The organism is Hwangdonia lutea, assembly GCF_032814565.1.
In the GTDB taxonomy this organism is placed as follows: domain Bacteria; phylum Bacteroidota; class Bacteroidia; order Flavobacteriales; family Flavobacteriaceae; genus Hwangdonia; species Hwangdonia lutea.
Genome location: NZ_CP136521.1, coordinates 2,936,477 through 2,960,150 on the forward strand (window position 1 = coordinate 2,936,477; position 23,674 = coordinate 2,960,150).

The following is a 23,674-nucleotide window of genomic DNA, read 5'->3' on the forward strand; positions in this document are numbered from 1 at the left end:
ATTTTTTTTATTAAGAGACCTGTCAGGTTTTTAAAACCTGACAGGTCTGGATTAACTTATTGAATTTTTAAAATGAAAGATTCCATGGCCTTTAATTTAATGTTAATGGAGGCGTGGTCGTCTTTAATTATTAAATGTGTTGAAAACTGATTGTACAACTGGTCTTCAACTTTGTAATTGGTTTCATTTAAACGCCACTTTTTAATTATATCTTCTGGAATTTTCAATTCAAATTCATAACTTTTTTCGCTATCAAAATTTGAAACTATGATAAGCTGTTCATCATCACTCCAACGCACAAAAGACAATACTTTATCATTATAACCATCAGTATATTTTCTGTTGTACAAATGAATATCCTGATACTTACCGGCAAGTGCCGAACTATTAATGGTGAAGTTTAATAAACGCTTATAAAAATCTCTTAACGCTTTTTCTTCATCGGTTAATTGCCCGCCATCAAATTGTTTGTTGTTCATCCAGCGTTGGTGTGCCGGCACGCCGATATAATCGAAAATCGAGGTGCGTGAGGGTTTGCCAAATCCAGCATCTTCAGAGCCATCTTCACCCACTTCCTGTCCGAAATAAATCATGGTTGGCGATGTGCTAATGGTTGCAGAAACCACCATGGCAGGCTTGCCTTTTTTGGCACTTCCAGCAAAACCTGGACTTGCAATACGTTGCTCGTCATGGTTTTCAAGAAAATGAAGCATTTGGTGTTCGATATCTTTTAAATCATCGAGAATTTGAGGTATATGATCTGTTTTTCCTTTCCCTTGCATCACGCTTTTTATGGTGTCGTACAATTGAACTTTGTCGTATAAATAATCCATTTTTCCTATATGAATATAATCTCTATAAAGTGCGGGATTATAAACTTCTGCCAATAAAAAAGCATTGGAATTTTTCATTTTTATTGCCGAATTCATAAAACTCCAAAACTCAACGGGTACCATTTCCGCCATGTCGTAACGGAAACCATCAACACCCATGTCGATCCAATATAACGCGATGTCTTTAAACTTTGTCCATGAATTTGGAACCGTTTTATCTTGCCAAAACTTAAAATGCTTTTTATAATCTTTATTTTCAAATCCTTTAGGAAGGGTGTCAAAATCTTTTCTTCCTTCGGGGCTAACGCCATAATTAATTTTTACGGTTTCGTACCAATCGTTCATTTGGGGTTGCGATAATCGAGAGCCATTACCGGTCCATTTTGCAGGAACTTCGTCAAACTCCCCATCTTCTAAGGGGTGTGTTTCGTCGCCTAAAGGCGAATAACCGTGCTCCCATTTAGGAACCTTAAAGGCTTTGTTTGTGTTGTAATAAAAATTATTGTTTACATGATAAACAACAGTTTTATCATCAGTTGCACCAAAATTTTCCACCCCTTTTGGGTTGGTTAAACTTTGATAATTGCGTGCCACGTGATTGGGCACAATATCAATAATCACCTTTAAACCAGCGTTGTGAGAACGTTTTATTAAGGCTTTAAATTCTCTTAATCTGTGTTCGGGATTTTCGGCCAAATCTGGATTAACATTGTAATAATCCTTTACCGCATAAGGCGAACCCGCTCTCCCTTTTACAACATCGGGGTCGTCATTTGAAATGCCATATTTGGTGTAATCTGTAATTACACCATGATGCGGCACGCCAGTGTACCAAATGTGTGTTACGCCCAAATCCTTTATTTCATGGAGTGCTTTATCGGTAAAGTCGTTGAATTTGCCAACACCATTTTCTTCAATCGTTCCCCAAGGTTTGTTGGTTGTATTGGTGTTTCCAAACAAACGTGTAAACACTTGATATACCACTTTTTTACTCTTTAACCCTTTTTTGTTGGAGGTAGATTCGACAACATGGTTTGCTTCTTTTTTGCATCCCATGACTATCGAAAAAAGGAGCATTATCAAAAATATATTCTGCTTACTCATTTAGCTCTTTTTTAATTTTTGTTTGTTGTATTTCTTTTGAGTTTTTCCATATTTAAAAAGTAATATAAGGTTATTCGTTAATAAACAACCAAGATATCGCTTGCTTAAATTCGGTTTTCCAAAACGATTCGCTATGCGTTCCATGAGGCACTGTTTTTTGATGGATATTTTCTTTTGAAAATCCATTTGATTGCATCAATTCAACCATTTTATTGGTGGCATTAACCAAATCTTCACCTTCTTTTTCCCCAACTACATAATAGAATTTTGAGTTGTTTGGATGCGATTTTGTAAATTGAAAACTCGCATCGGCATACCAGAACGATGGCGAAAACACCGCAGCTTTACCAAATACATCGGGTCTTTTTATAGCAGCGTAATGGGCAAACAAACCGCCCATTGATGACCCGGAAATACCCGTATTTTTGCTGTCGGTCTTGGTGCGGTAAACACGGTCGATTTCTGGTTTTAAATTATTCATTAAAAACTTTAAATATAATGCGCCTTCGCCTTTGCCGTACTTTTTATTATCCCAAGCTGAATATTCATTTAATCGCTTGTTTCCACCGTGATCAATAGCCACAACTATTAACCCAAACCCAGTTTCGTTAAACATTTTGTTTAAAGTTTCATCGACATCCCACTCACCACTGTACGAGGTTTTTTCATCAAATACATTTTGGCCGTCTTGCATGTATAAAACAGGATAACGCACATTAGATGATTCGTAGTTTGGTGGCAAATACACGCTTATTTTTCGATGTCGTTGCAGTTGCGGTATGTCAAAATTTTCAGCGAAAACATGCACGTTTTTGGCAGCTGTTGATGCTTTGTTTTGTTGATTTGGGTTGCTCCAATTAGCTATGTTTACGGTAACCGTATCTGTAGATTTTAAAAAAGAATAGGTGCGGTTTTCAATAGGATTACCGTTGGTTTTACACTCAACATTGTCCCAATTTCCTAAGGTGAACTTATAGCTTATAGTTTTGGCATTTTCAGGAATACTAATACTATATTGGTTGTTTTTTTTATGGAGTTTGAAAGGCGTTTTACCACCAGACCAACCCTCGAAATCTCCCGAAATGTAGATGTCGTCTTTAAAATTGTGGGTTTTTGGCAGGTCTTTAATTACAAAGGTAACAACCGCTTTATCCGATAGCCTATTATCTTGTTTTTTCTTATTTGAACAAGACACAAAAATGAAACTTAATAATAAGATGATGATTTGCTTTTTCATCTTTTATTATAGTTTAGTACTTAAAATAGTGCTTCCTTTTTCATTCAATACAAGGCTGTCTTTCCAAACTACTTTAGCATCCGTAATAATATTAAACAAAGTTTTTTCCGTTAAACCCATCTCCTCAAATCTGTTTAAATCTAATTGAATGGGTTCTTCATTTTTGTTTAATATAAGCACCACGGTTTCATCTTCAAAAACTCTAAACAATACATAAACTCCATCTTCTGGCGCAAAATGAATGGTTTTCCCATCGTGAATGGCTTTACTGTTTTTTCTGTAATTCAACACTTTTTTAAGGAACAATTGCATGTCCTTTTGCTCTTCTGTTAAGCCTTCGCCTGTAAAGGCATTAACGGTGTCGTCTGCCCAACCTCCGGGGAAATCGGAACGGATTAATCCGTGGTCTCCTGGATTGTCAAAATCGTGCATTAAAATTTCCGTGCCGTAATAAATTTGTGGAATTCTAGGTAGCGTTAACACATAGCTTAAAGCCATTTTGGTGCTTGTAACATCGCCATTTAGCTGAGTGAAAATGCGACTCATATCGTGATTGTCTGGGAAAATCATAAAATCTTTTGGCTTGGCATAATGAAAATCGTTAGCCAATCCTTCGTATATTTTAACCAAACCGGTATCCCATGATTCTTCTTCATTTAAAGCATCCACAATTAAACGTTGCATTGGGAAATCCATTGGGGATTTTAAATTCGATTTGTAACCGTCCCCATTATTTGCACCATCTTGCCAATACCCAACTATTAATGGATTTAAGCTCCACTCTTCGCCAACAATACTAAAATTCGGGTATTCGTGCATGATAGCACCCGCCCACTTACTCATAAAATGCTTATCAGGATAAGGATAGGTGTCTTGACGTATACCACCTAAATTTACAGTTTCTATCCACCAAATACTGTTTTGAATGGTGTATTTGGCCATAAATGGATTGCGCTGATTTAAGTCTGGCATCGCCGAAACAAACCAACCAACATTCATGTTTTTTTTATCTATTTTCGAAGCATAAACATCTTGATTTACCGTACGTCTGTGATTGGTTGTAATGCTTTTGTCGCTGCTCCAATCTTCTCTGTTTTTTTCATAGTTTTCCTGGTAGTTTATCCAATCTTTAAAAGGTAAATCTTTCATCCACCAGTGTTCCAATCCGCAATGGTTGGCGACTTGATCCATGATTAATTTCATGCCTTTTTCAGACATTTTAGAGGATAAGGTTTTGTAATCCTCAAGCGTGCCGTAACGCGGATCGACCTGATAATAATCGGTAATGGCATAGCCATGGTATGAACCTTGAAACATATCATTGGTTAATAACGGACACGACCAAATGGCGGTGAAACCTAAATCGTCAATATAATTTAAATGGTTTATCATACCTTGAATATCACCGCCATGTCTTGCATAATCATCGGTTCTGTCAATAGTTTTTTCGTTCAAGTTTTCGCTGTTGTCGTTGGCGGGATTGCCATTTGCAAACCTATCGGGTGTAATCAAATAAATGGCATCACTACTATTGAAACCAACATAATCTTCGGCTGATTTTTCTCTGGATTTTAATTCGTAAGTATGAATCAAATCATCTTCATTTTCTTTTTTAAAAACGATATTGAATTTACCAGCTTTTGTTGTTTCAGAAATATTTAAATCTATAAACAGATAGTTTGGGCTATCGGCTTGATGCACCTTTTCAATAGAAACGCCGTGATAAGAAATCTCTGGATTCCATTTTGAAATATTAGGATGGTGCACCAAAAGTTGTAACGAAGCATCCTTAAAGCCTACCCACCAATTAATGGGCTCAATGCGGTTAATATCATGCTTTTCAATTATTGAAGAATTTTTATCAACCTCATTTTCAGTCATATTGCTTTCTTTTTTACAAGCTAAATTTAAGCTAAATACAAATAGTAACCCAACTGTTATGGCATAGATATTAGTCTTTTTGTTATTAATATAGTAACCCATGATAATTTAATTTATAGGTTTAATGCTTATGGCATATCCACCGGCTGGAACTGAAAGTAGCGATAGTTTTGATTTGTTGCTTACCTTTTTTGTTGAAATGGTATAGGCTTGCGGATTGGTTTTGTAGTCCGCATCTTTAGCATCGGCATAAATAGTTGCTGTGTATTTTTTTCCTTTTTCAAGGAAATCCAACTTGATGTTTGATGTTCTTTGATGGTTGCCATTAACATTGCCTACAAACCAATTGTCGCTCCCTTTTTCCTTTCGTGCCACGGTAATGTAGTGCCCGGGTTCTGCCTCTAAATAGATGCTTTCGTCCCAATCTATCGCTACGTCCTTTATAAATTGAAAGGCATCCATAAACTGCTCGTAATGCTCTGGTAAATCGGCTGCCATTTGCAAGGGGCTGTACATGGTAACGTACAAGGCCAATTGATTGGCAAGGGTACTGTTTACATGCGAATTGTTATTGGGATTAAGTTTGCTGATGTCCATTTCAAAAATCCCAGGCGTGTAATCCATCGGGCCACCAATTAATCGTGTAAAAGGTAAAATGGTAACGTGGTTTGGTTTTGAACCACCAAAGGCTTGAAATTCCGTGCCTCGCGCCGATTCGTTGCCTATTAAATTGGGATAGGTTCTGCTAATTCCCGTTGGCCGAACCGCTTCGTGAGCATTAACCATAATTTTGTAATCTGCTGCTTTTTCAATGGCATATTGATAGTGGTTTACAATCCACTGGCTGTAGTGATGCTCACCTCGTGGTAAAATATTACCAACATAACCACTTTTAACAGACTCGTAACCGTTATCGTTCATAAATTGGTATGCCTTATCCATATGGCGCTCGTAGTTTCGTACCGACCCGGATGTTTCGTGGTGCATCATCATTTTAACTCCTTTTGATTTTGCATAGTTGTGAATTTCTTGAACATCAAAATCCGGATACGGCGTAACAAAATCGAACACATAATCTTTAGATTTTCCGAACCAATCTTCCCAACCTTCGTTCCAACCTTCAACTAAAACGGCATCAAAACCGTGTTCCGAAGCAAAATCAATATACCGTTTCACTTTGGTGTTGTTTGCGGCGTGTGTTTTGTTAGGTGTTACTTTTGAATAATCGGTAACGCCCAATTGTACCGATGGCAATTCATCGGTATACGCCCACGAGCTTTTTCCGGTTATCATTTCCCACCAAACCCCGATATATTTTACGGGTTTAATCCACGAGGTATCTTCAATGGCACACGGGTCGTTTAGGTTTAGCGTTAATTTTGAAGCTAAAATATCTCGAGCGTCATCGCTTACCATTACGGTTCTCCAAGGCGATTTGCAAGGTGCTTGCATATAACCTTTATCGCCAATGGCATCGGGTGTTAAGTGCGATTCGAAAATCAAATTTTCTTCATTTAAATTTAAGTGCATGCACGAGTAGTTTATTAATGCGGCTTCGTGCAGATTTATGTAAAGCCCATCGGCGGTTTTCATCATTAATGCGGTTTGTACACCTGTTTTAGAAAACTGCTCCTGTGAAGCATTATCGGTAACCGCGGCATCAAATTTATCGCTTATTTCTGATAGTTTAGATTCGGTGTAATCGTATTCTTGGGTGTCGTAATCTCCAGGAATCCAAAAAGCGGTATGGTTGTTCGTCATGGCAAACTGGGTTTTCTCTTCTTTTATGATGAAATATACCAGGTTTTCTTGTTGTGGAAATTCATATCGAAACCCTAATCCTTCATTAAATAATCTAAAACGAATAACCATGATTCGGTCGGTTTCATTTTGTTTTAAATGGATGGCCAACTCGTTGTAATGGTTCCTGATTTGTTTTTCTTCACCCCAAACCGGTGTCCACGTATCATCAAAAGTTGCTGTTTCAGTTTTAAGAATGCTGAAATCATTCAACAATGATTTTTCGTCATTTTTAAGCTCCAAGCCTAAGGTACTTGGCTTAATAACCGCCTTGTTTTTATAGCTTAATTGATAGGTTGGTGTGCCTTCGTTTTTTAGCGAAAACTGCATGGTTAAAGCACCATTTGGCGATTGTAAGGTTTGCGAGTTGGCTACGTTGAAAGCTGAAAATAAAACCGTAAAGCTTAATACAAATAAGGATTTCATCTTTTAAATTTTTTATGTTATTGTGTTTTAATATAATCTATACAGCTTGCAACTGTTTTGTTTTAAGCAATATGGGCTTGTTGTTTACAAGAATTTCGAGTTCGCTACCGCTTAAAATTTCAAAATGGGTTTGTTTATGACCAATATCTACTTTTAAAATATGATTTCTAAAATTGATTTTAAATGAATAGGCTTCCCATTGCTCTGGTATTTTTGGCGTAAACGACAGCTTATTATCTTTTAAGCGCATCCCACCGAAACCTTCAACAATACTCATCCACGTGCCTGCCATTGATGTAATGTGCAAGCCTTCGTGAACTTCGTGATTGTAATCGTCTAAATCTAAACGTGAAGTGCGCAAATAAAACTGATACGCTTGGTCCATCCGGTTTAATTTAGCGGCTTGAATACTGTGTACACATGGCGATAGCGAACTTTCGTGAACGGTTAAAGGTTCGTAAAAATCGAAATGACGCTCTAATTCTTTAGTGGAAAATTGGTCTTCAAAAAAGTAAAACCCCTGTAAAACATCGGCTTGTTTTATATAAGGTGAACGCAAAATTCTATCCCAAGACCATTTTTGATTTATAGGACGCTGCGATGTATCTAAATTTGATACCGAAATGAGTTCTTTGTCCAAAAAGCCATCTTGCTGTAAATATACGTTGTGCTTTTTAGAATATGGAAAAAACATGTTATCGGCAACGGTTTTCCATTGTTTCATTTCGTTTGTAGACAAAGATACCTTGTTAATTATTCGTTGATAATCTGATGCAAATTCTGTGGCGACTTTACCAATGTTTTCAATGGTATAATTAATGCACCATTGCGCTATATAGTTGGTGTACCAGTTGTTGTTTACATTGTTTTCGTATTCGTTTGGCCCAGTAACACCCAAAATTACATACTTGTTTTTGTCTTTTGAAAAAGATGCGCGTTGTTGCCAAAAACGGGCAATTCCAATTAATACTTCCAACCCTTTTTCGGGTATGTAACTATAATCGCCGGTGTAGCGGTGGTAATTAAATATGGCAAACGCTATGGCACCGTTACGGTGGATTTCCTCAAAAGTAATTTCCCATTCGTTATGGCATTCTTCGCCATTCATGGTAACCATAGGGTATAGGGCTGCACCGTTTTTAAAGCCCAGTTTTTCAGCATTTTCAATAGCTTTTTCCAAATGATTGTAACGATATTCCAATAAATTTCTGGCTACTTTTTCATCTTTTGTGGCCATGTAAAAAGGAATACAATACGCCTCGGTATCCCAATAGGTACTGCCGCCATATTTTTCGCCTGTAAAACCTTTGGGGCCAATATTTAACCTGGAGTCTTTACCCAAATAGGTTTGGTTGAGTTGAAAAATATTAAAACGAATACCTTGTTGGGCTTTTACATCGCCTGTAATGTTGATGTCTGCACGTTCCCAAATATTGGACCAAGCTTCTTTTTGCTTGTGTAAAAGCCCATCAAATCCTAAGGTAATAGCGTTGTCTAAAATTTGTTTGGACACTGAAACCAATTCGGTTTTATCGTAGTTTCTGTCTGCAACATAACCTCCGAATTTTTGAATGGAGTAGGTGTCGCCTTTTTTTACTTGATGGCTATAATCAAAGGAAATATAATTGGCTTCTGAATTGATATTAGGGTTTATAAACAATCCTTTGTTGTTTAAATAGACTTTCGATTCCATAAACGTAGAAACATAAAACCCTGTTTTCATGGTTTTTGTTTCAATAAATGCCCAATTGTTTTCGTGACTCACCTTTAAGGTGTCCCAAAATTTATCGTCCCAATTGGAGTCTTCGTTTGTAATACCACTGTCTAAATAGGGTTGAAATTGGATGTGGGCATCGTTATTTATGGGTTTAATTTGATATTCGATAGCACCCAATTCTTCTAAATCTAAACTTAAAAAACGCTTGGTTTTAACCTCAATTTGAATATTGTTTTGTAGCGTAGCCGTAAATTGTCTGGACAACCAACCCTCTTGCATATTGAGTTCTCTTTTGAAGTTTTCAACCTTTCTACAGGTAAATAAATCCAACTGCTCGCCATTAACAGATACGTTTATACCAATCCAATTTGGAGCGTTAAGTACTTTAGCAAAATACTCTGGGTAGCCATTTTTCCACCAACCTACTTTGGTTTTATCGGGGTAATACACACCGGCAATGTAACTGCCTTGAAATGTTGGTCCGGAGTAATGCTCTTCAAAATTGGCACGTTGACCCATAGCACCATTACCGATGCTAAATATACTTTCGGAAGATTTAACACGACTAGCGTCAAAACCTTCTTCAATGATGGACCAGCTGTTTGGTTTTATATAATCTTGATTCATTTTATTTTAGATGATAGAGGATAGACATTAGACCGATTTGCGGTTAAGCGCCACGAACTAAAGACACTATTTCTCGATTGTTGTTTTTTGTTTTAATAACATAAATACTGAACATCAAGCACAAACTTGAAGATTGCATTAGTTATGTCTGTTTTATAGTTTCTGTTTTTTTATCAATGTTTTGATGAAATCTGGACTTATTTCGGTTAAATCCTTAAAATTAAAATCGGCTTTATGAAGCGTTTGTTTATCACCAATCCCGAGGGAAATCATATTTGCCGCATTAGCGGCTTCAACTCCGGCAATGGCATCTTCAAAAACAATGCATTTTTCCGGTTTTAGGTTTAGCATTTTCGCACCCAACAAAAACACTTCGGGGTCGGGTTTTGCTTTAGAAACACTGTTCCCATCAACAATTCCAGTAAACCTGTCAAATAAATTAACTTTCTTTAAGATTAATGTCGCATTTTTGCTGGCAGAACCCAATACATATTGAATTCCCAAACCATCTAAAGTGTCTAAAAGCTCTGTTACACCCGGAAGAATTTCTTCAGGCCCCATTTTGGTGATATAACTTAAATAATCTTCATTTTTACTAATTAAAATTTCTTGTTTTTTTTCTTCTGAAAGCTTCATTTTTCCAATATCCAGAAGAATTTCCAAAGACCTTACGCGACTAACCCCTTTAAGCAATTCGTTATGTGCTTCGGTAAATTCGAAACCCAAATCATCTGCAAGGTGTTTCCAGGCTAAAAAATGGTATTTTGCGGTGTCTACAATAACGCCGTCTAAATCGAATATGATTCCTGTTTTGTTCATTTGTTAAGATTGAATTACATCGTCTACATCCTTGACTTTATAAACTAAAGATGCAGCGATTAAAAAACTTACGCCACTCATCATTAGGGCATATACGGCATGATTGTCATAGGCATATTTTACAAGTGGGCCACCAATTAAAGCGTTGATTATTTGAGGTATTACAATGAAGAAATTAAAAATCCCCATGTAAACACCCATTTTCTTTGGGGAAATGGAACCGGCTAAAATCGCATATGGCATGGCCAAAATACTTGCCCAAGCAATACCAACGGCTATCATTGAAACAATGAGCCAATTTTCATCTGGCATAATGTAAATGGATAGTAAGCCTAAACCACCAATAATTAACGATATGGAATGTGTTTTTTTACGTCCGATTTTCTTAGCGATATAAGGCAGTGCAAAAGCATAAAATGCAGAAATTAAGTTGTAAACCCCAAATAGAATTCCTACCCAATCTCCCGCATCTTGGTACGTGGTACTGCTACTATCGGTATGCGGCAACCCGTAAATATGCTGTGCAATTGCTGGTGTAGCAAATACCCACATGCCGAAAAGCCCAAACCATGAAAAGAATTGCACCCAACTTAATTGGCGCATGGTTGTCGGCATTTTTTTGAAATCCTCAAATATGTCCAACAAGCTAGATTTTGCTTCTTCACCATGATTACTTACAGTATCGGCGTGTTTCTGTTCATCTTCAAAACTTGCTAATTCTTCAGGAGAATATTCCTTGGTTGTTAAGACGGTTACTAAAATTGATGCGATTAAAATAATAGCCCCAATAATAAAGGATAGAATTAAATTAAACGGCACAGCACCTTCGACGGTTTCATTTGAAACACCAAACCAATTTGTTAAAGCATAAGGCAACCACGAGCCAATTACGGCGCCAAACCCAATGAGTGCGGTTTGAACGCTAAAACCCAATGTACGTTGGTCTGTTCTTAAATTATCGCCAACCAAAGCACGGAATGGTTCCATAGCAATATTGAAGGAGGCATCCATAATCATAAGCATGCCTGCGCCAACCCAAAGTGCGGGTAAAAAAGCAATAAATATATCGGCTTGTGGCATTAATATCAAACCAATTGATGCTAAAATGGCACCGACCAAAAAGAATGGCTTACGCCTGCCAAATCTCCCCCAGGTTTTGTCGCTATAATGCCCAACTATGGGTTGAACAATTAAGCCCATTAAAGGCGCAATTATCCAAAACCATGATAGCTCATGAACATCGGCTCCGAAAATTTGAAGTATTCTACTGGCGTTGGCATTTTGCAGTGCAAAACCCATTTGTATTCCCAAGAACCCGAAACTCATGTTCCAAATTTCCCAGAAACTTAATCTACGCTTTTCCATTAATAGTATATTTAAATTAATACTATTTCGATAAGCGATAACTTATCAAAACTTATTGTGAGAAGTGAAAATATAAGTTTTGAATCGGCATCAAAGATATAAAAGAATTTTATTATTCCTAATAAAAATTTTGATTCAATAGGATGTTACGAAACTATTTAGTTGATTCTCTTTCAATAATATCGGTTTCAATTACAACTTTTATAAAGTCTGATTTTCTAACACCATTTTTAAAATATTGAGGGCTTTCTGTATCTGATGCTTCCAGTCTATCTATTAATAAATTGGCCGCCTGCTCGCCAATTTTCTGCCCGTGCTGACTCACCGTTGTTAAGCTTGGGGTAGCGTGTTTTGAGAGCACACCATCGGTAAAACCAATAACCTGAACATCATCTGGAATACGAAGCCCGAGTTTTCTTGCTACTTTCATCGCGGTTACTGCGTAAAGCTCGTTAACGGCAAAAACGCCATCAATGTTAGCATTGATTTTAAAGAATTGTTCTATTTCTTGTTCCAAACCTTCAATTTGATTTTCAACATCTAAACTGTCATCAATTTTCAATATCAAATTAGGTTCAGCAATTATTTTGTTTTGCTCTAAAGCTTCAATATAGCCTTGGGTTCTCAAGCGTCCCACACTTACATAATCCATAGTGGTTATTAATGCAATATTTTTACAGCCGTTTTCAATAAGCTTTTTCACTGCTTTTATCGATCCGTTAAAATCGTCGACAATTACTTTGTCGCAATCCACTTCATTTACAACCCTATCAAACATAACAATGGGCATGCCTTGGTTTATGGTGGCATTGAAATGATGGTAATCTTGTTTGAGTAGCGTTTCTTTCGAAATGGATAGAATAAACCCGTCTATACTGCCATTGGCAAGCATTTCCATATTGATGATTTCTTTCGCAAACGACTCGTTGGACAACCCCACAATAACGTTATAACCTCTTCGGTTGGCTACTCGCTCAATGCCTCGAATAACGGTTGAGAAAAAGTGATGCACGATTTCGGGTATTAAAATCCCAATGGTTTTGGTTTTTCTGTTTTTTAAGCTGAGCGCAATATTGTTGGGCTTATAGTTGTAAAATTTGGCGAATGCTTGAATTTTTTGAGTGGTTTCTTCGCTAATTTCCTTACTGCCACTAAGTGCTTTTGAAACGGTTGAAATGGATACATCCAATTCGCGTGCTATTTGTTTCAGGGTAATTTTTCTTTTCATGAGCGTTTATTAAGGAGAGTTTGGTGCTATTCAATTAAGTTCTTAAAGATATTACATTATTTTATATTCACCCATTTTTGCAGATTTTTCAGTATATGAAAAAAAAGATAAAAAGTTGTTAACACGAAAACGTTTTCGCTAATAATTTCGTAATCCTAAATTGTTTTCTTACATAGAGTTTGCCTAATTTTATCCCTGAGAAGTGAAAATATAATTAAACTAAACTATTACACTAACTTTAATAAAATTGTATGAAGACAACTACTAAAAGCTTATTGTTTTTTCTGTTTTTTGTACCCATACTCATGTTTGGGCAAACTACACTTACAGGAACAGTAACCGAGCAATCAACCTCTATTCCGCTTCCAGGGGTTAATGTCGTGATTAAAAACACGACCACCGGAACGGCAACAGATTTTGATGGTAATTATCAAATTGAAGTAAACAACGGAGACGTATTGGTATTCTCTTATGTGGGCTATCAAACCATTGAAATTACCTATTCTGGGCAAGCCACATTAAATGTTCAATTAAATGAAGACGCAGCCCAATTAAACGAAATTGTTATCATTGGTTATGGAACAACCACTAAAAAAGATGCTACGGGATCTGTGGAAGCCATTACCGCTGAAGACTTTACCAAAGGAAACATAGTTACACCAGAAAACTTGTTAAGTGGTCGAGTAGCCGGTGTGAGTGTTACAACCAGTGGGGCTCCGGGTTCGGGTTCTCAAATAAAAATTAGGGGTGGTTCCTCTATTAACGCATCAAACGATCCGCTTATCATTATCGATGGATTGCCCATTGATAATAATGGTGTAAGTGGTTCCAGAGGTGTTTTGGCAAGTATTAACCCTAACGACATCGATTCGTTTTCTGTTTTAAAAGATGCTTCGGCAACAGCCATTTATGGTTCTAGAGCATCAAACGGAGTTATTATTATTGTAACCAAAAAAGGGAAATCAACCTTTAGCGCTACTTACGATGCCCAATACAGTTTTGGAGAACTTACCGATAGAATTGATGTTTTTTCAGGTGATGCTTACCGACAATTGGTAGCATCGCAGCCAATAAACGGCACCACGCTAGATGAAAGCTTATTGGGTACGGCAAATACAAATTGGCAAGATGAAATTTTTAGAAACACGGTTTCATCTCAACATAACTTAACGATGCAAGGGTCGCTTTTTAAAGTGTTGCCAACAAGATTTTCGTTTGGGGTTACCAATCAAGAAGGTGCTGTATTGACATCAGAATTTGAAAGAAGAAATTTAAGCTTAGCCTTAAACCCGAGTTTTTTTGATGACCATTTAAAAATCAACTTAAACGCCAATTTATCATTTGAAGATAATAGATTTGGCGATTCCGGGCAAATAGGTTCAGCATTACGTTACGACCCTACACAACCTGTTTACGATCCATCATCACCTTTCGGTGGTTTTTACCAACATATAGTTAGTGGTAATCTGGCAAATGGCACAACAAATCCTGTTGCAGAATTGTTACAAAGAAATAATACGGGAGACTCTAACAGAACATACGGAAATTTGAATTTTGATTACAAATTTCATTTCTTACCGGAATTAAGAGCAGTGTTAAATATTGGTTTTGATGAAACCGAAGCTAAAACCATAGATATTACATCGCTAAGCTCTCGAATTCAGAATTTGGATAAAGTAAATTCTTCAAGCGGTTATCAAAAAAGAACCAATAAATTGCTTGATGGATATTTAACGTATAATAAAGCATTTGATAAAATCCGTACGGAATTTACCGTCGGTTATTCGTATCAACAATTTACCAATGAAGGAAACAACACAGGAAACACTAGGGATCCATTAAGCCTTCCAAGTACTTTTGCAGATCCAGATGTGGTTTTAATCGGCTTTTTTGGTCGAGCTAATTTAACATTTCTTGATAAATACTTATTGACTTTAACCTACAGACGTGACGGTACATCGCGCTTTAGCAAAGACAATCAATGGGGCGATTTTCCGGCGGCTGCACTAGCGTGGAATTTGAGTGACGAAGATTTCTTAAAAGAATCTAAAACCATTTCTAGCTTAAAATTAAGAGCCGGTTACGGTATTACTGGGCAACAAGCATTTTTTGGAGCAAACGACATTTATTTAAACCGTTACCGAGGGGGCAATGTAAACTCGCAATACCAGTTTGATAATGCCGCCATTCAATCGTTGATTGCTTCAGAAATTAATCCAGATTTAAAATGGGAAGACACAACAACTATGGAGTTTGGTATAGATTATGGCTTGTTTGATGAGCGCGTTTCAGGTTCGTTAAACTTCTTCCAGAAAAATTCAACCGATTTATTATTTACGGCTTCAGTAGCCGATGGTACTAACTTTTCTAACAGTATCATTCAAAATATTGGTGAGTTGCAAATTCAAGGTATCGAGTTTTCTATAAATGCCGATGTGGTTAAACAAGATGATTTTACGGTAGATTTCAACTTTAATGCTACATTATTAGATAGAGAAATTAAAGAATTAGCGTTGGGGCAAGATGTAAGAACCGGAGGTATTTCTGGTGGAACAGGAAACAACATTCAATTATTAAGAGAAGGATTTGCTCCCAACTCATTCAGCGTTTTTAAACAATTATATGATAACTCGGGTAACCCGATTGAAGGTGCGTTTGTAGATTTAAACGGCGATAATGTTATTAATGACGACGACCGTTATTTAAAAGAAAACCCGGGTGCCGATGTTATTTTAGGATTTCAATCCAACATCAATTACAAAAATTTCGACTTATCTTTTAATTTAAGAGCCAACTTAGGAAATTATGTTTATAATAACGTGAATTCTTCCAGAGCGCAATACGAGTTATTACAGGATAATGCGGTGTTAGGCAATGTGCCAACCTCGGTTTTAGAAACCGGATTCCAACGAACCTCTGATGTTATTATATCGGATATTTATGTTGAAGACGCTTCATTCTTAAAAATGGATAACATAACTTTAGGCTATACGTTCAGCAACATCTCAAAACATTTAAAAAGTGTAAGACTGTGGGGTGGCGTTCAAAACGTATTTACTATAACTAATTATAGTGGATTAGACCCAGAAGTATTTAATGGAATAGATAATATTATCTACCCAAGATCGAGAACCATTTTAGCTGGAGCTAATTTTAAATTTTAATAAAAACAACTATGAAAACAAGATTTAAAATATATAAAACAATTGGGCTTATAGGGCTTTTTATGGTAGCGTTTACAGCGTGTACCGATGATTTGAACATAACACCCAATGACGACCAAACCACACTTAGCGAAGATCTTTTTAAAGACGAGGCCGCCTACAAACAAGTATTGGCAGGTGTTTACGCTAATTTGGCTTTAACAGGAACAGACGGTGCAGGAACCTCAAACCTTAAAAATATTGATGCGGGAACCAGTCAATTTGGGCGTGTACTTTTATATGTGCAAACCCTATCGGCAGATCAAATGATTTGGTCTTACGAAAACGACCCGGGCACCAGAGAAATCCAAAGAAATATTTGGACAGCTCAAAACCCATTGTTGTTGGGAATGTTCAGTAGAGCGCATTTGTCAATCGCACTGGCAAATAATTTTTTAAGGGAAACTACAGATGACAAATTAGACGCCAGAAATGTGTCTGCATCAGTAAGAAGCGAAATGCCAGCATACAGAGCCGAAGCGCGATTAATGCGAGCAATGGCTTATTATTATATGATGGATATTTTTGGAAAAGCAAATTTTGCAGATGAATCGACACCTATCAACTCGCAACCAGAGGTGTATGAAAGAGCCGAATTGTTTTCTTTTATTGAAAGCGAATTATTGGCAATTGATGCAGATTTGATTGGTGCTAAACAAAATGAGTACGGTAGAGCAGATAAAGCTGTGGCCTATATGATTTTGGCTAAAATGTATTTGAATGCAGAAGTTTATATTGGAGCAGATCGTTATGCGGATTGTATAAACTATTGCGAAAAAATAATTGGAGGAGGTTTTTCGTTAGCCACCAATTATCTTCATAATTTTATGGCAGACAACAATTTAAATTCTGCTGTAAATGAAATCATTTTCCCGATAATTTCAGACGGATTTACAACACAAAACTATGGTCCAACCACGGTAATGATTAATGGTTCGGTGGGTAGTTTAGAGGTGAATGGAACCGAAGTTGGCGTTAGTGCCGGCGGATGGGGCGGTGCCCTTAGAGTAAGAAAGCAGTTTGTGGAATTGTTTGACGGTTCGTTTAACTCAGATACCAGAAATACGATTATTTCGGAAGGCAGACCTGTCGATATTGACGATATATCTGATAAAGATTCAGGATACATTATTCAAAAATATTCCAATGCTACCTCAACGGGCAGTTTTGGTGTCGATCAAACTTTTGTGGATACCGATTTTCCATTGTTCAGATTAGCCGATGTGTATTTAATGTATGCCGAAGCCCATTTAAGAGGCGGTGGTGGCGACTTAACCACAGCACTTGGTTATGTAAACGCTTTGAGAACCAGAGCAAATAACCCAAATACAATTGCTGCAGGCGATTTAACTTTAGATTTTATTCTAGATGAAAGAGCCAGGGAATTGCATTGGGAAGCTCATAGAAGACAAGATTTAATTCGATATAATAAATTTACCGGTGGTAATTACAATTGGGCTTGGAAAGGTAACGGAAGTAATGGTATTTCACTGCCAGCACACTTCAAAGTGTATCCTATTCCAACAGCAAGTATGGCTGCAAATCCTAATCTTACCCAAAACGCGGGATATTAAAATTTAAAACAAATTAAAACGATGAAAAAAAATAAAATACTTTCAGCAGTTAGCATTATTGGTTTAGTTTTACTATTCCTAAGTTCTTGCGACGATACTACTGACACATTCCAAATATCGGCGCCTACGGCACCCATATTGGCAGATTTGAATTTTACCAGCATAGAGCTGGATGCCGTAAACACTTCCAATCCTGCATTAACGTTAAACTGGGTGGAATCGGATTACGGACAACAAACGGCTGTAAATTACGCGATTCAGTTTGCTAACGATGAAGGATTTACAAATCCCGTAACGGCAGCCTCAATAACGGGGCAAAGTGCCATTACACTTTCCATTAGCGAAATTAATGCCGCAGCAGGCAATGCAGGTTTAAACCCTTTTGAATGGGCAACTTTATACACTAGAGTTGTAGCGTCGTTGGGGTCGCAAAATAGCGAGCCTATAAACTCAAACACGCTACAGTTTGAGGTGTATCCATACTTCAACTACGTGTTTAACGATTATTATTTAGTTGGAAACGGTACTGCGCCTGGGTGGAACAACAATGCAAACAACCCACCTTTATTTAGAGACGAATCCAACCCAAACCTATATTACTACACCGGATATTTTGCAAAACCCGGTGGGTTTGACGAAGGTCGTTTTAAAGTATTGGAAACAAGAGGACTATGGCAGCCACAATGGGGGGTAGTAGAAAATGAAGGGAGCGATACGCCCAAAGAAGAAGGGGAAATTGCCGGCAACCCTGGAACACAATCTAACGACCCAGGACGTTTTGGAGTGCCAGAAACGGGATACTATACTTTTACTATAGATTTTTCAACAAAAAAATATACAACGTTACCTTTTGATGCATCAGGAATAACTAGTCCTGCAAGCTTATCAATTCAAGGCTCCAGTGTGGCAACAACAGCTATGACACCGTTGGCTTTTGATGGGCATATTTGGTATGCATCGGGGTTACATTTAACACCGGGAGACGTATCGTTTGTAACAGATGCTGGTGCAACTTGGGGCAGCACTACTTCGTTTTCTGGAGTAGCTACCGATGGCGGCGGATCTATTCCTGTAATTGTTGAAGATGACTACGATGTTTGGTTTAACGATTTAACGGGTCGTTATATCCTCATTCCGTTGAATTTATAATCATAAAAAAAACAGATATGAATTTATATATAAAAAAAATCAGCTTTCTTTTATTCTCATTGGCCTTTTTGTTTACCGCTTGTGAAACAGAAGAAAGCCTAACGATAACAACCCCAGAAGCCGAATTTGTTTTAAACACACCGGGCATTAGTACCGTGTTTTTAAATTTTGCTTTACCAGATAATCCTGCATTTACCATTTCATGGAATGATGAGGTAACTGGTGGTGGCACATATAATGTAGAAATGTCTACAGATGAAGCTTTTACTGCTCCTGTGACTTTAGGAACTACTGATTCCAGTAACTTCTCGATGACGGTTGCCGAATTTAACAACGCTATTGCCAGTACAGGCGTGACCACTTTTAAAGATGTTGCTATTTATATGAGGGTTTCGGCTGGAAGCCAGATGTCCAATAATATTTTACTTTTGGTTACAACCTACCCGGTTAATGCGCCAGAAATAAATAATGTAAATAACGGCGATGCTTTTGTATTGTCTTTAGATAATAACGATGTCACTGCCATAACGGTAGAATGGGACGATCCTATTTTGGATTCTTCATTAAATCAAGATGTTAGTTATGTTTTAGAAGGCGCAACGGCAGGCACCGAATTTGCTATGCCTATTGAAGCTGGTAATGTTACTAATCAAAATAGTATAGCGTTAACAAACGCACAGTTAAACGCATTGGCAATTCAAAGTGGTATAGCTGTAGATGTTAGTGGAGATTTAGATATAAGAGTAAAAGCAACCATTACGGATAGTGCCTCTGGCTCTGTTTTAGAAAGAATTTCATCAACAGTTACCATTTCTGTAACTACTTATTTAACCGTATTGGATTTATCAACAAACTGGGGCGTTGTAGGTGCCGTAACCGGTTGGGGTGGCTCACCGGATTTACCGTTCTGGACCACGGACGTCGATGGTGTTTTAGTGGCCTATGTTAACTTACCAACTGGCGAGATTAAGTTTAGAGAAAACATGGATTGGGCAAACAATTATGGTGATAATGGTGCAGATGGCACGCTTGATGATGGTGGGGCAAACATTAATATTACAACCGCAGGATCATACAAAATTACCATGGATTTAAACAACCTAACCTATACTATTGAAGAATTTTCATTAGGCATTGTTGGCGGTGCGTATAATGAATGGGGCGCAACACCAGATTTTATGCTGGAATACGACCAATATTCTGATGTGTTTAGAGGTATTGTAACCCTAATTGACGGTGAAATGAAATTTAGAATGAACAACGATTGGGGAACCAATTGGGGGGATGATGGTGTAGACGGTACTTTAGATGCAGGCGGAGCAAACATAGTTGTATCTGCTGGTATTTATATTGCCACGGTAAACATGAATGATTTAACGTATACTTTAGAACCCATTGACTATATATGGGGGTTAGTAGGTGGCGCTTACAATGAATGGGGCGCAACACCAGATGCTCAATTCACTAGAGATTGGTCACGCCCATTTAATGATATTTGGATTCTTAACGATGTGACTTTAATTGATGGCGAATACAAGTTTAGAGCCAATAACGATTGGGGTGTAAATTATGGAGACGATGGTGGCGATGGCGTTTTAGAAGCTGGTGGAGCTAACCTAGTTACAACCGCAGGAACATATTCGTTTGTTTTAGATTTCTCTGATCCGGCAAATCCAACATACACTAAGAACTAGATTTATTTATCATTTAAAAAAAGGCTGATGTACATCAGCCTTTTTTTTCCTAAAACAAATAGATTATGAAAAAACTACTCTACTCATTTTTTTTATTCGTGGTGGTATTTGCTCAAGCTCAAGTGGTTACTACATCGCCTGCAATACCAACAGCTTCGGATGTTATTACCATTACATTTGACGCCACTGGAACAGAATTGGATCGCTATGCTGGCGAAGTGTATGCACATACGGGTTTACTAACTTCTGCTTCAACAAGTAATTCCGATTGGAAACATGTTATTGGTTCTTGGGGAGATAATGTAAATCAACCACAATTAACGCGCACGGGAACCAACACCTATCAATTAGTAATTACTCCAGATATTCCAACTTTTTACAATTCAGGAACAGATGTTGTAACCGATATTGCTATTGTTTTTAGAAACAGTGCTGGAACGGCGCAATCAAGACCCGATATTTTTATTCCCATTTATGCCGCTGGTCTAAATGTTAGTATTACCAATCCTTCAGATGAATCGGTTTTTGATTTGGATGATAATATTACGATTAGTGCAGAATCTAGTATAAATGCAGATTTAGAATTAAAGGTAAATAACGTTACTGAGCAAACAGCAAACAATACCACTACAATTTCCAAATCTTATACATTCACTTCAACAGGAGGTTATACTATTGAAGCCAGTGCTACCGAAAACAGCGAAACCAAAACAGAACAAATTTCAGTTTATGTAAAAACACCTACTCAAAACGAAGCCTTACCAACGGGTTTAAAAAATGGTTTTAACGATAATGGCGATGGTACCGTTACATTTGTTTTAGAGGCACCACTAAAAACCGATGTGTTTTTAATAGGCGGTTTTAATAACTGGACACTCAACCAAACCTATCAAATGAAAAAAGATGGCGATATGTTTTGGTTAACCGTAAGTGGCTTGGATCCCAATACCGAATATGCCTATCAATATTTTATCGATTATAGTATAAAGGTTGCTGACCCTTATTCAAAAAAAATACTGGACCCTGATAACGATCAGTATATATCAAACAGCACTTATCCAAACCTAATGGCTTATCCAACTGGTGAAACCACTGGAATTGTTTCTACTTTTAAGATAAACGAAACCGATTATGTTTGGCAGAACACAACATTTACAAGGCCTGACAAAGAAAATATTATTATATATGAAATGCTTTTGCGTGATTTTACAGAAAGCAGTTCGTATCAAGAGGCCATAACGCATTTAGATTATTTACAAAACCTAGGTGTAAATGCCATAGAGTTAATGCCTATTAACGAATTTGAAGGCAACATAAGTTGGGGTTACAACCCGTCTTTTTATATGGCGTTGGATAAAGCCTATGGTACAGCAAACGATTTAAAAGCATTTGTTGATGCCTGCCACCAGCGCGGAATGGCCGTAATTACAGATGTTGTTTTTAATCATTCTTATTCGCAATCGCCTTTGTTGCAAATGTATTGGGATAGCGCAAATAATCGTCCTGCAGCAAATAGTCCATATTACAACGCTACCAGCAATTTTGTTGATAATAGTGAGGTAGCTAGTTGGGGTCCGGATTTTAATCACGAGTCAGCATATACGGTTAAATTTTTTAACGATGTTTTAAGCTTTTGGATGGAGGAATATAAAATTGATGGTTTCCGTTTTGATTTTACCAAAGGATTATCAAATACTATTCATTCATCTCCAGATATTTGGGGTAGTAATTATGATGCTTCTAGAATTCAAAATTTAAAGGCTTTTGCAGATCATGTTTGGAACGAATCTCCAGGTAATGAAGCTTATGTTATTTATGAGCATTTATCAGATAACACAGAAGAAACGGAATTAGCAAATTACGGCATTTTGCTTTGGGGAAATCTAAACCATAGTTTTAATCAAAATACCATGGGATATGCCACCGGTGCAGATATTTCGTGGGCATCGTACAGTAACAGAGGTTGGAATAATCCGCATATTGTAGGCTATATGGAAAGCCATGACGAAGAGCGTTTGATGGTTAAAAATTTGGCCTACGGAAATGTTAACGGCGGCTATAATGTTAAAGATTTAAGCACGGCTTTAGATAGGCAAGAAGCGGCTTCGGTTGTGTTTTATGGAATCCCGGGGCCAAAGATGCTTTGGCAATTTGGGGAATTAGGATACGATAAAAGTATTAATTGTGATGGCGATATTGAAAACGGCACTTGTAGGTTGGATAAAAAACCTGTGGCTTGGACATTAGGTTACGATTCGGATTCAGACCGATTGGACTTGTTTAATGTTACTGCAAAAATGATCCAATTAAAAAAACAATTTCCATCTACGTTTAACACCGATAACTTTAATCTTGACGTTGGTGGATTGGTAAAACGTATCAATCTTTACGACAATGTTGGTAGTTTAGATGTCGTAATTATTGCAAATTTTGATGTTACCGCACAATCTGTAAACCCCAATTTTCCAGCAACCGGAACTTGGTACGATTCATTTTCAACCACAAGCATTAACGTTACCAATCCTACAGCAGCAATAAACTTACAGCCTGGTGAATACCGATTATATTCACAAACCCAAAGTTTAAGTGTTGCAAATGTTGATAATAAAACGGTTATTAAAGCATACCCAAATCCAACTTCCAATTTTTTTCAGATAAATACATTGGTTGAATCGGTTTCAATTTTCGATTTAACAGGAAAGCAGGTAAAAACATTTAAGGGGAATTTTAATAAAGAACACCCTTTTAATATTTCGGATTTGGCGCCAAATGTCTATTTAGCTAAGATTAATAACAATTTAGACGAGCAGTTTACATTAAAAATCGTGAAATTAGACTAAACTAAGAAGTAAGTTAGTCTGATGTTATTCAATATTAGAAAAACAAAAACCCTTCAAATCTATAATTTGAAGGGTTTTTTAATACGCAATAAGTGGAGTCGGAGACAACGACCATAAATTGAGCTTTCTAGTGTTTATAGGCCTTTCAAAAGGGGCTGATTTTAGTGGTCACCGAAT

Annotated in this window: 13 protein-coding genes; 5 read left to right on the plus strand and 8 right to left on the minus strand. The window is 37.2% G+C overall.

Going from position 1 to position 23,674, the window contains the following annotated elements:
* Window positions 1–56: 56 nt before the first annotated feature.
* The 8 genes from RNZ46_RS12715 to RNZ46_RS12750 all read right to left on the minus strand — a co-directional run bounded on the left by RNZ46_RS12715 (window position 57) and on the right by RNZ46_RS12750 (window position 13,037).
* The gene (locus tag RNZ46_RS12715) at window positions 57–1,937 is read right to left on the minus strand and encodes an alpha-amylase family glycosyl hydrolase (protein ID WP_316982543.1); all 1,881 of its coding nucleotides are present in this window, start codon (window positions 1,935–1,937) and stop codon (window positions 57–59) included.
* 70 nt (window positions 1,938–2,007) lie between these two features.
* Window positions 2,008–3,174 carry an alpha/beta hydrolase-fold protein gene (locus tag RNZ46_RS12720; RefSeq protein ID WP_316982544.1) on the minus strand — a complete coding sequence of 389 codons (1,167 nt, stop codon included), beginning with the start codon at window positions 3,172–3,174 and terminating at the stop codon, window positions 2,008–2,010.
* Window positions 3,175–3,180: 6 nt separating this feature from the next.
* Window positions 3,181–5,055 (minus strand): glycoside hydrolase family 13 protein, encoded by a 1,875-nt coding sequence (locus RNZ46_RS12725; RefSeq protein ID WP_316984994.1) that lies wholly within the window; start codon window positions 5,053–5,055, stop codon window positions 3,181–3,183.
* Between the two features lie 108 nt (window positions 5,056–5,163).
* Window positions 5,164–7,281, minus strand: coding sequence for a glycoside hydrolase family 97 protein (locus tag RNZ46_RS12730; RefSeq protein ID WP_316982545.1), 2,118 nt, complete (start codon window positions 7,279–7,281; stop codon window positions 5,164–5,166).
* 37 nt (window positions 7,282–7,318) lie between these two features.
* The gene (locus RNZ46_RS12735) at window positions 7,319–9,625 is read right to left on the minus strand and encodes a glycoside hydrolase family 65 protein (RefSeq protein WP_316982546.1); all 2,307 of its coding nucleotides are present in this window, start codon (window positions 9,623–9,625) and stop codon (window positions 7,319–7,321) included.
* Window positions 9,626–9,778: 153 nt separating this feature from the next.
* The gene (pgmB, locus tag RNZ46_RS12740; RefSeq protein ID WP_316982547.1) at window positions 9,779–10,444 is read right to left on the minus strand and encodes a beta-phosphoglucomutase; all 666 of its coding nucleotides are present in this window, start codon (window positions 10,442–10,444) and stop codon (window positions 9,779–9,781) included.
* A gap of 3 nt (window positions 10,445–10,447) precedes the next feature.
* Window positions 10,448–11,809, minus strand: coding sequence for an MFS transporter (locus RNZ46_RS12745; protein WP_316982548.1), 1,362 nt, complete (start codon window positions 11,807–11,809; stop codon window positions 10,448–10,450).
* 154 nt (window positions 11,810–11,963) lie between these two features.
* Window positions 11,964–13,037, minus strand: a complete 1,074-nt coding sequence (locus RNZ46_RS12750) for a LacI family DNA-binding transcriptional regulator (protein ID WP_316982549.1) — start codon at window positions 13,035–13,037, stop codon at window positions 11,964–11,966.
* 251 nt (window positions 13,038–13,288) lie between these two features.
* Between RNZ46_RS12750 and RNZ46_RS12755 the strand changes: the two genes are divergently transcribed.
* From RNZ46_RS12755 to RNZ46_RS12775, 5 genes are all read left to right on the plus strand, one after another.
* Window positions 13,289–16,201, plus strand: coding sequence for a SusC/RagA family TonB-linked outer membrane protein (locus RNZ46_RS12755; RefSeq protein WP_316982550.1), 2,913 nt, complete (start codon window positions 13,289–13,291; stop codon window positions 16,199–16,201).
* Window positions 16,202–16,212: 11 nt separating this feature from the next.
* Complete coding sequence (locus RNZ46_RS12760; RefSeq protein WP_316982551.1) at window positions 16,213–17,814, plus strand: RagB/SusD family nutrient uptake outer membrane protein; 1,602 nt, start codon at window positions 16,213–16,215, stop codon at window positions 17,812–17,814.
* Window positions 17,815–17,835: 21 nt separating this feature from the next.
* A complete protein-coding gene (locus RNZ46_RS12765) occupies window positions 17,836–18,963 on the plus strand; it encodes a SusE domain-containing protein (protein WP_316982552.1) in 1,128 nt (375 codons plus the stop codon).
* 17 nt (window positions 18,964–18,980) lie between these two features.
* The gene (locus tag RNZ46_RS12770) at window positions 18,981–20,657 is read left to right on the plus strand and encodes a SusE domain-containing protein (RefSeq protein ID WP_316982553.1); all 1,677 of its coding nucleotides are present in this window, start codon (window positions 18,981–18,983) and stop codon (window positions 20,655–20,657) included.
* Window positions 20,658–20,722: 65 nt separating this feature from the next.
* Window positions 20,723–23,497, plus strand: a complete 2,775-nt coding sequence (locus RNZ46_RS12775) for an alpha-amylase family glycosyl hydrolase (RefSeq protein ID WP_316982554.1) — start codon at window positions 20,723–20,725, stop codon at window positions 23,495–23,497.
* The last annotated feature ends 177 nt before the right edge of the window (window positions 23,498–23,674 follow it).

Bases quoted from the DNA above. Each gene is read 5' to 3' on its own strand.
- RNZ46_RS12775 (WP_316982554.1), top strand. From the start codon at position 20,723: ATGAAAAAACTACTCTACTCATTTTTTTTATTCGTGGTGGTATTTGCT.
- RNZ46_RS12765 (WP_316982552.1), top strand. From the start codon at position 17,836: ATGAAAAAAAATAAAATACTTTCAGCAGTTAGCATTATTGGTTTAGTT.
- RNZ46_RS12735 (WP_316982546.1), bottom strand. From the start codon at position 9,625: ATGAATCAAGATTATATAAAACCAAACAGCTGGTCCATCATTGAAGAA.
- RNZ46_RS12745 (WP_316982548.1), bottom strand. From the start codon at position 11,809: ATGGAAAAGCGTAGATTAAGTTTCTGGGAAATTTGGAACATGAGTTTC.
- RNZ46_RS12715 (WP_316982543.1), bottom strand. From the start codon at position 1,937: ATGAGTAAGCAGAATATATTTTTGATAATGCTCCTTTTTTCGATAGTC.
- RNZ46_RS12750 (WP_316982549.1), bottom strand. From the start codon at position 13,037: ATGAAAAGAAAAATTACCCTGAAACAAATAGCACGCGAATTGGATGTA.
- RNZ46_RS12720 (WP_316982544.1), bottom strand. From the start codon at position 3,174: ATGAAAAAGCAAATCATCATCTTATTATTAAGTTTCATTTTTGTGTCT.
- pgmB (WP_316982547.1), bottom strand. From the start codon at position 10,444: ATGAACAAAACAGGAATCATATTCGATTTAGACGGCGTTATTGTAGAC.
- RNZ46_RS12770 (WP_316982553.1), top strand. From the start codon at position 18,981: ATGAATTTATATATAAAAAAAATCAGCTTTCTTTTATTCTCATTGGCC.
- RNZ46_RS12760 (WP_316982551.1), top strand. From the start codon at position 16,213: ATGAAAACAAGATTTAAAATATATAAAACAATTGGGCTTATAGGGCTT.
- RNZ46_RS12755 (WP_316982550.1), top strand. From the start codon at position 13,289: ATGAAGACAACTACTAAAAGCTTATTGTTTTTTCTGTTTTTTGTACCC.
- RNZ46_RS12730 (WP_316982545.1), bottom strand. From the start codon at position 7,281: ATGAAATCCTTATTTGTATTAAGCTTTACGGTTTTATTTTCAGCTTTC.
- RNZ46_RS12725 (WP_316984994.1), bottom strand. From the start codon at position 5,055: ATGACTGAAAATGAGGTTGATAAAAATTCTTCAATAATTGAAAAGCAT.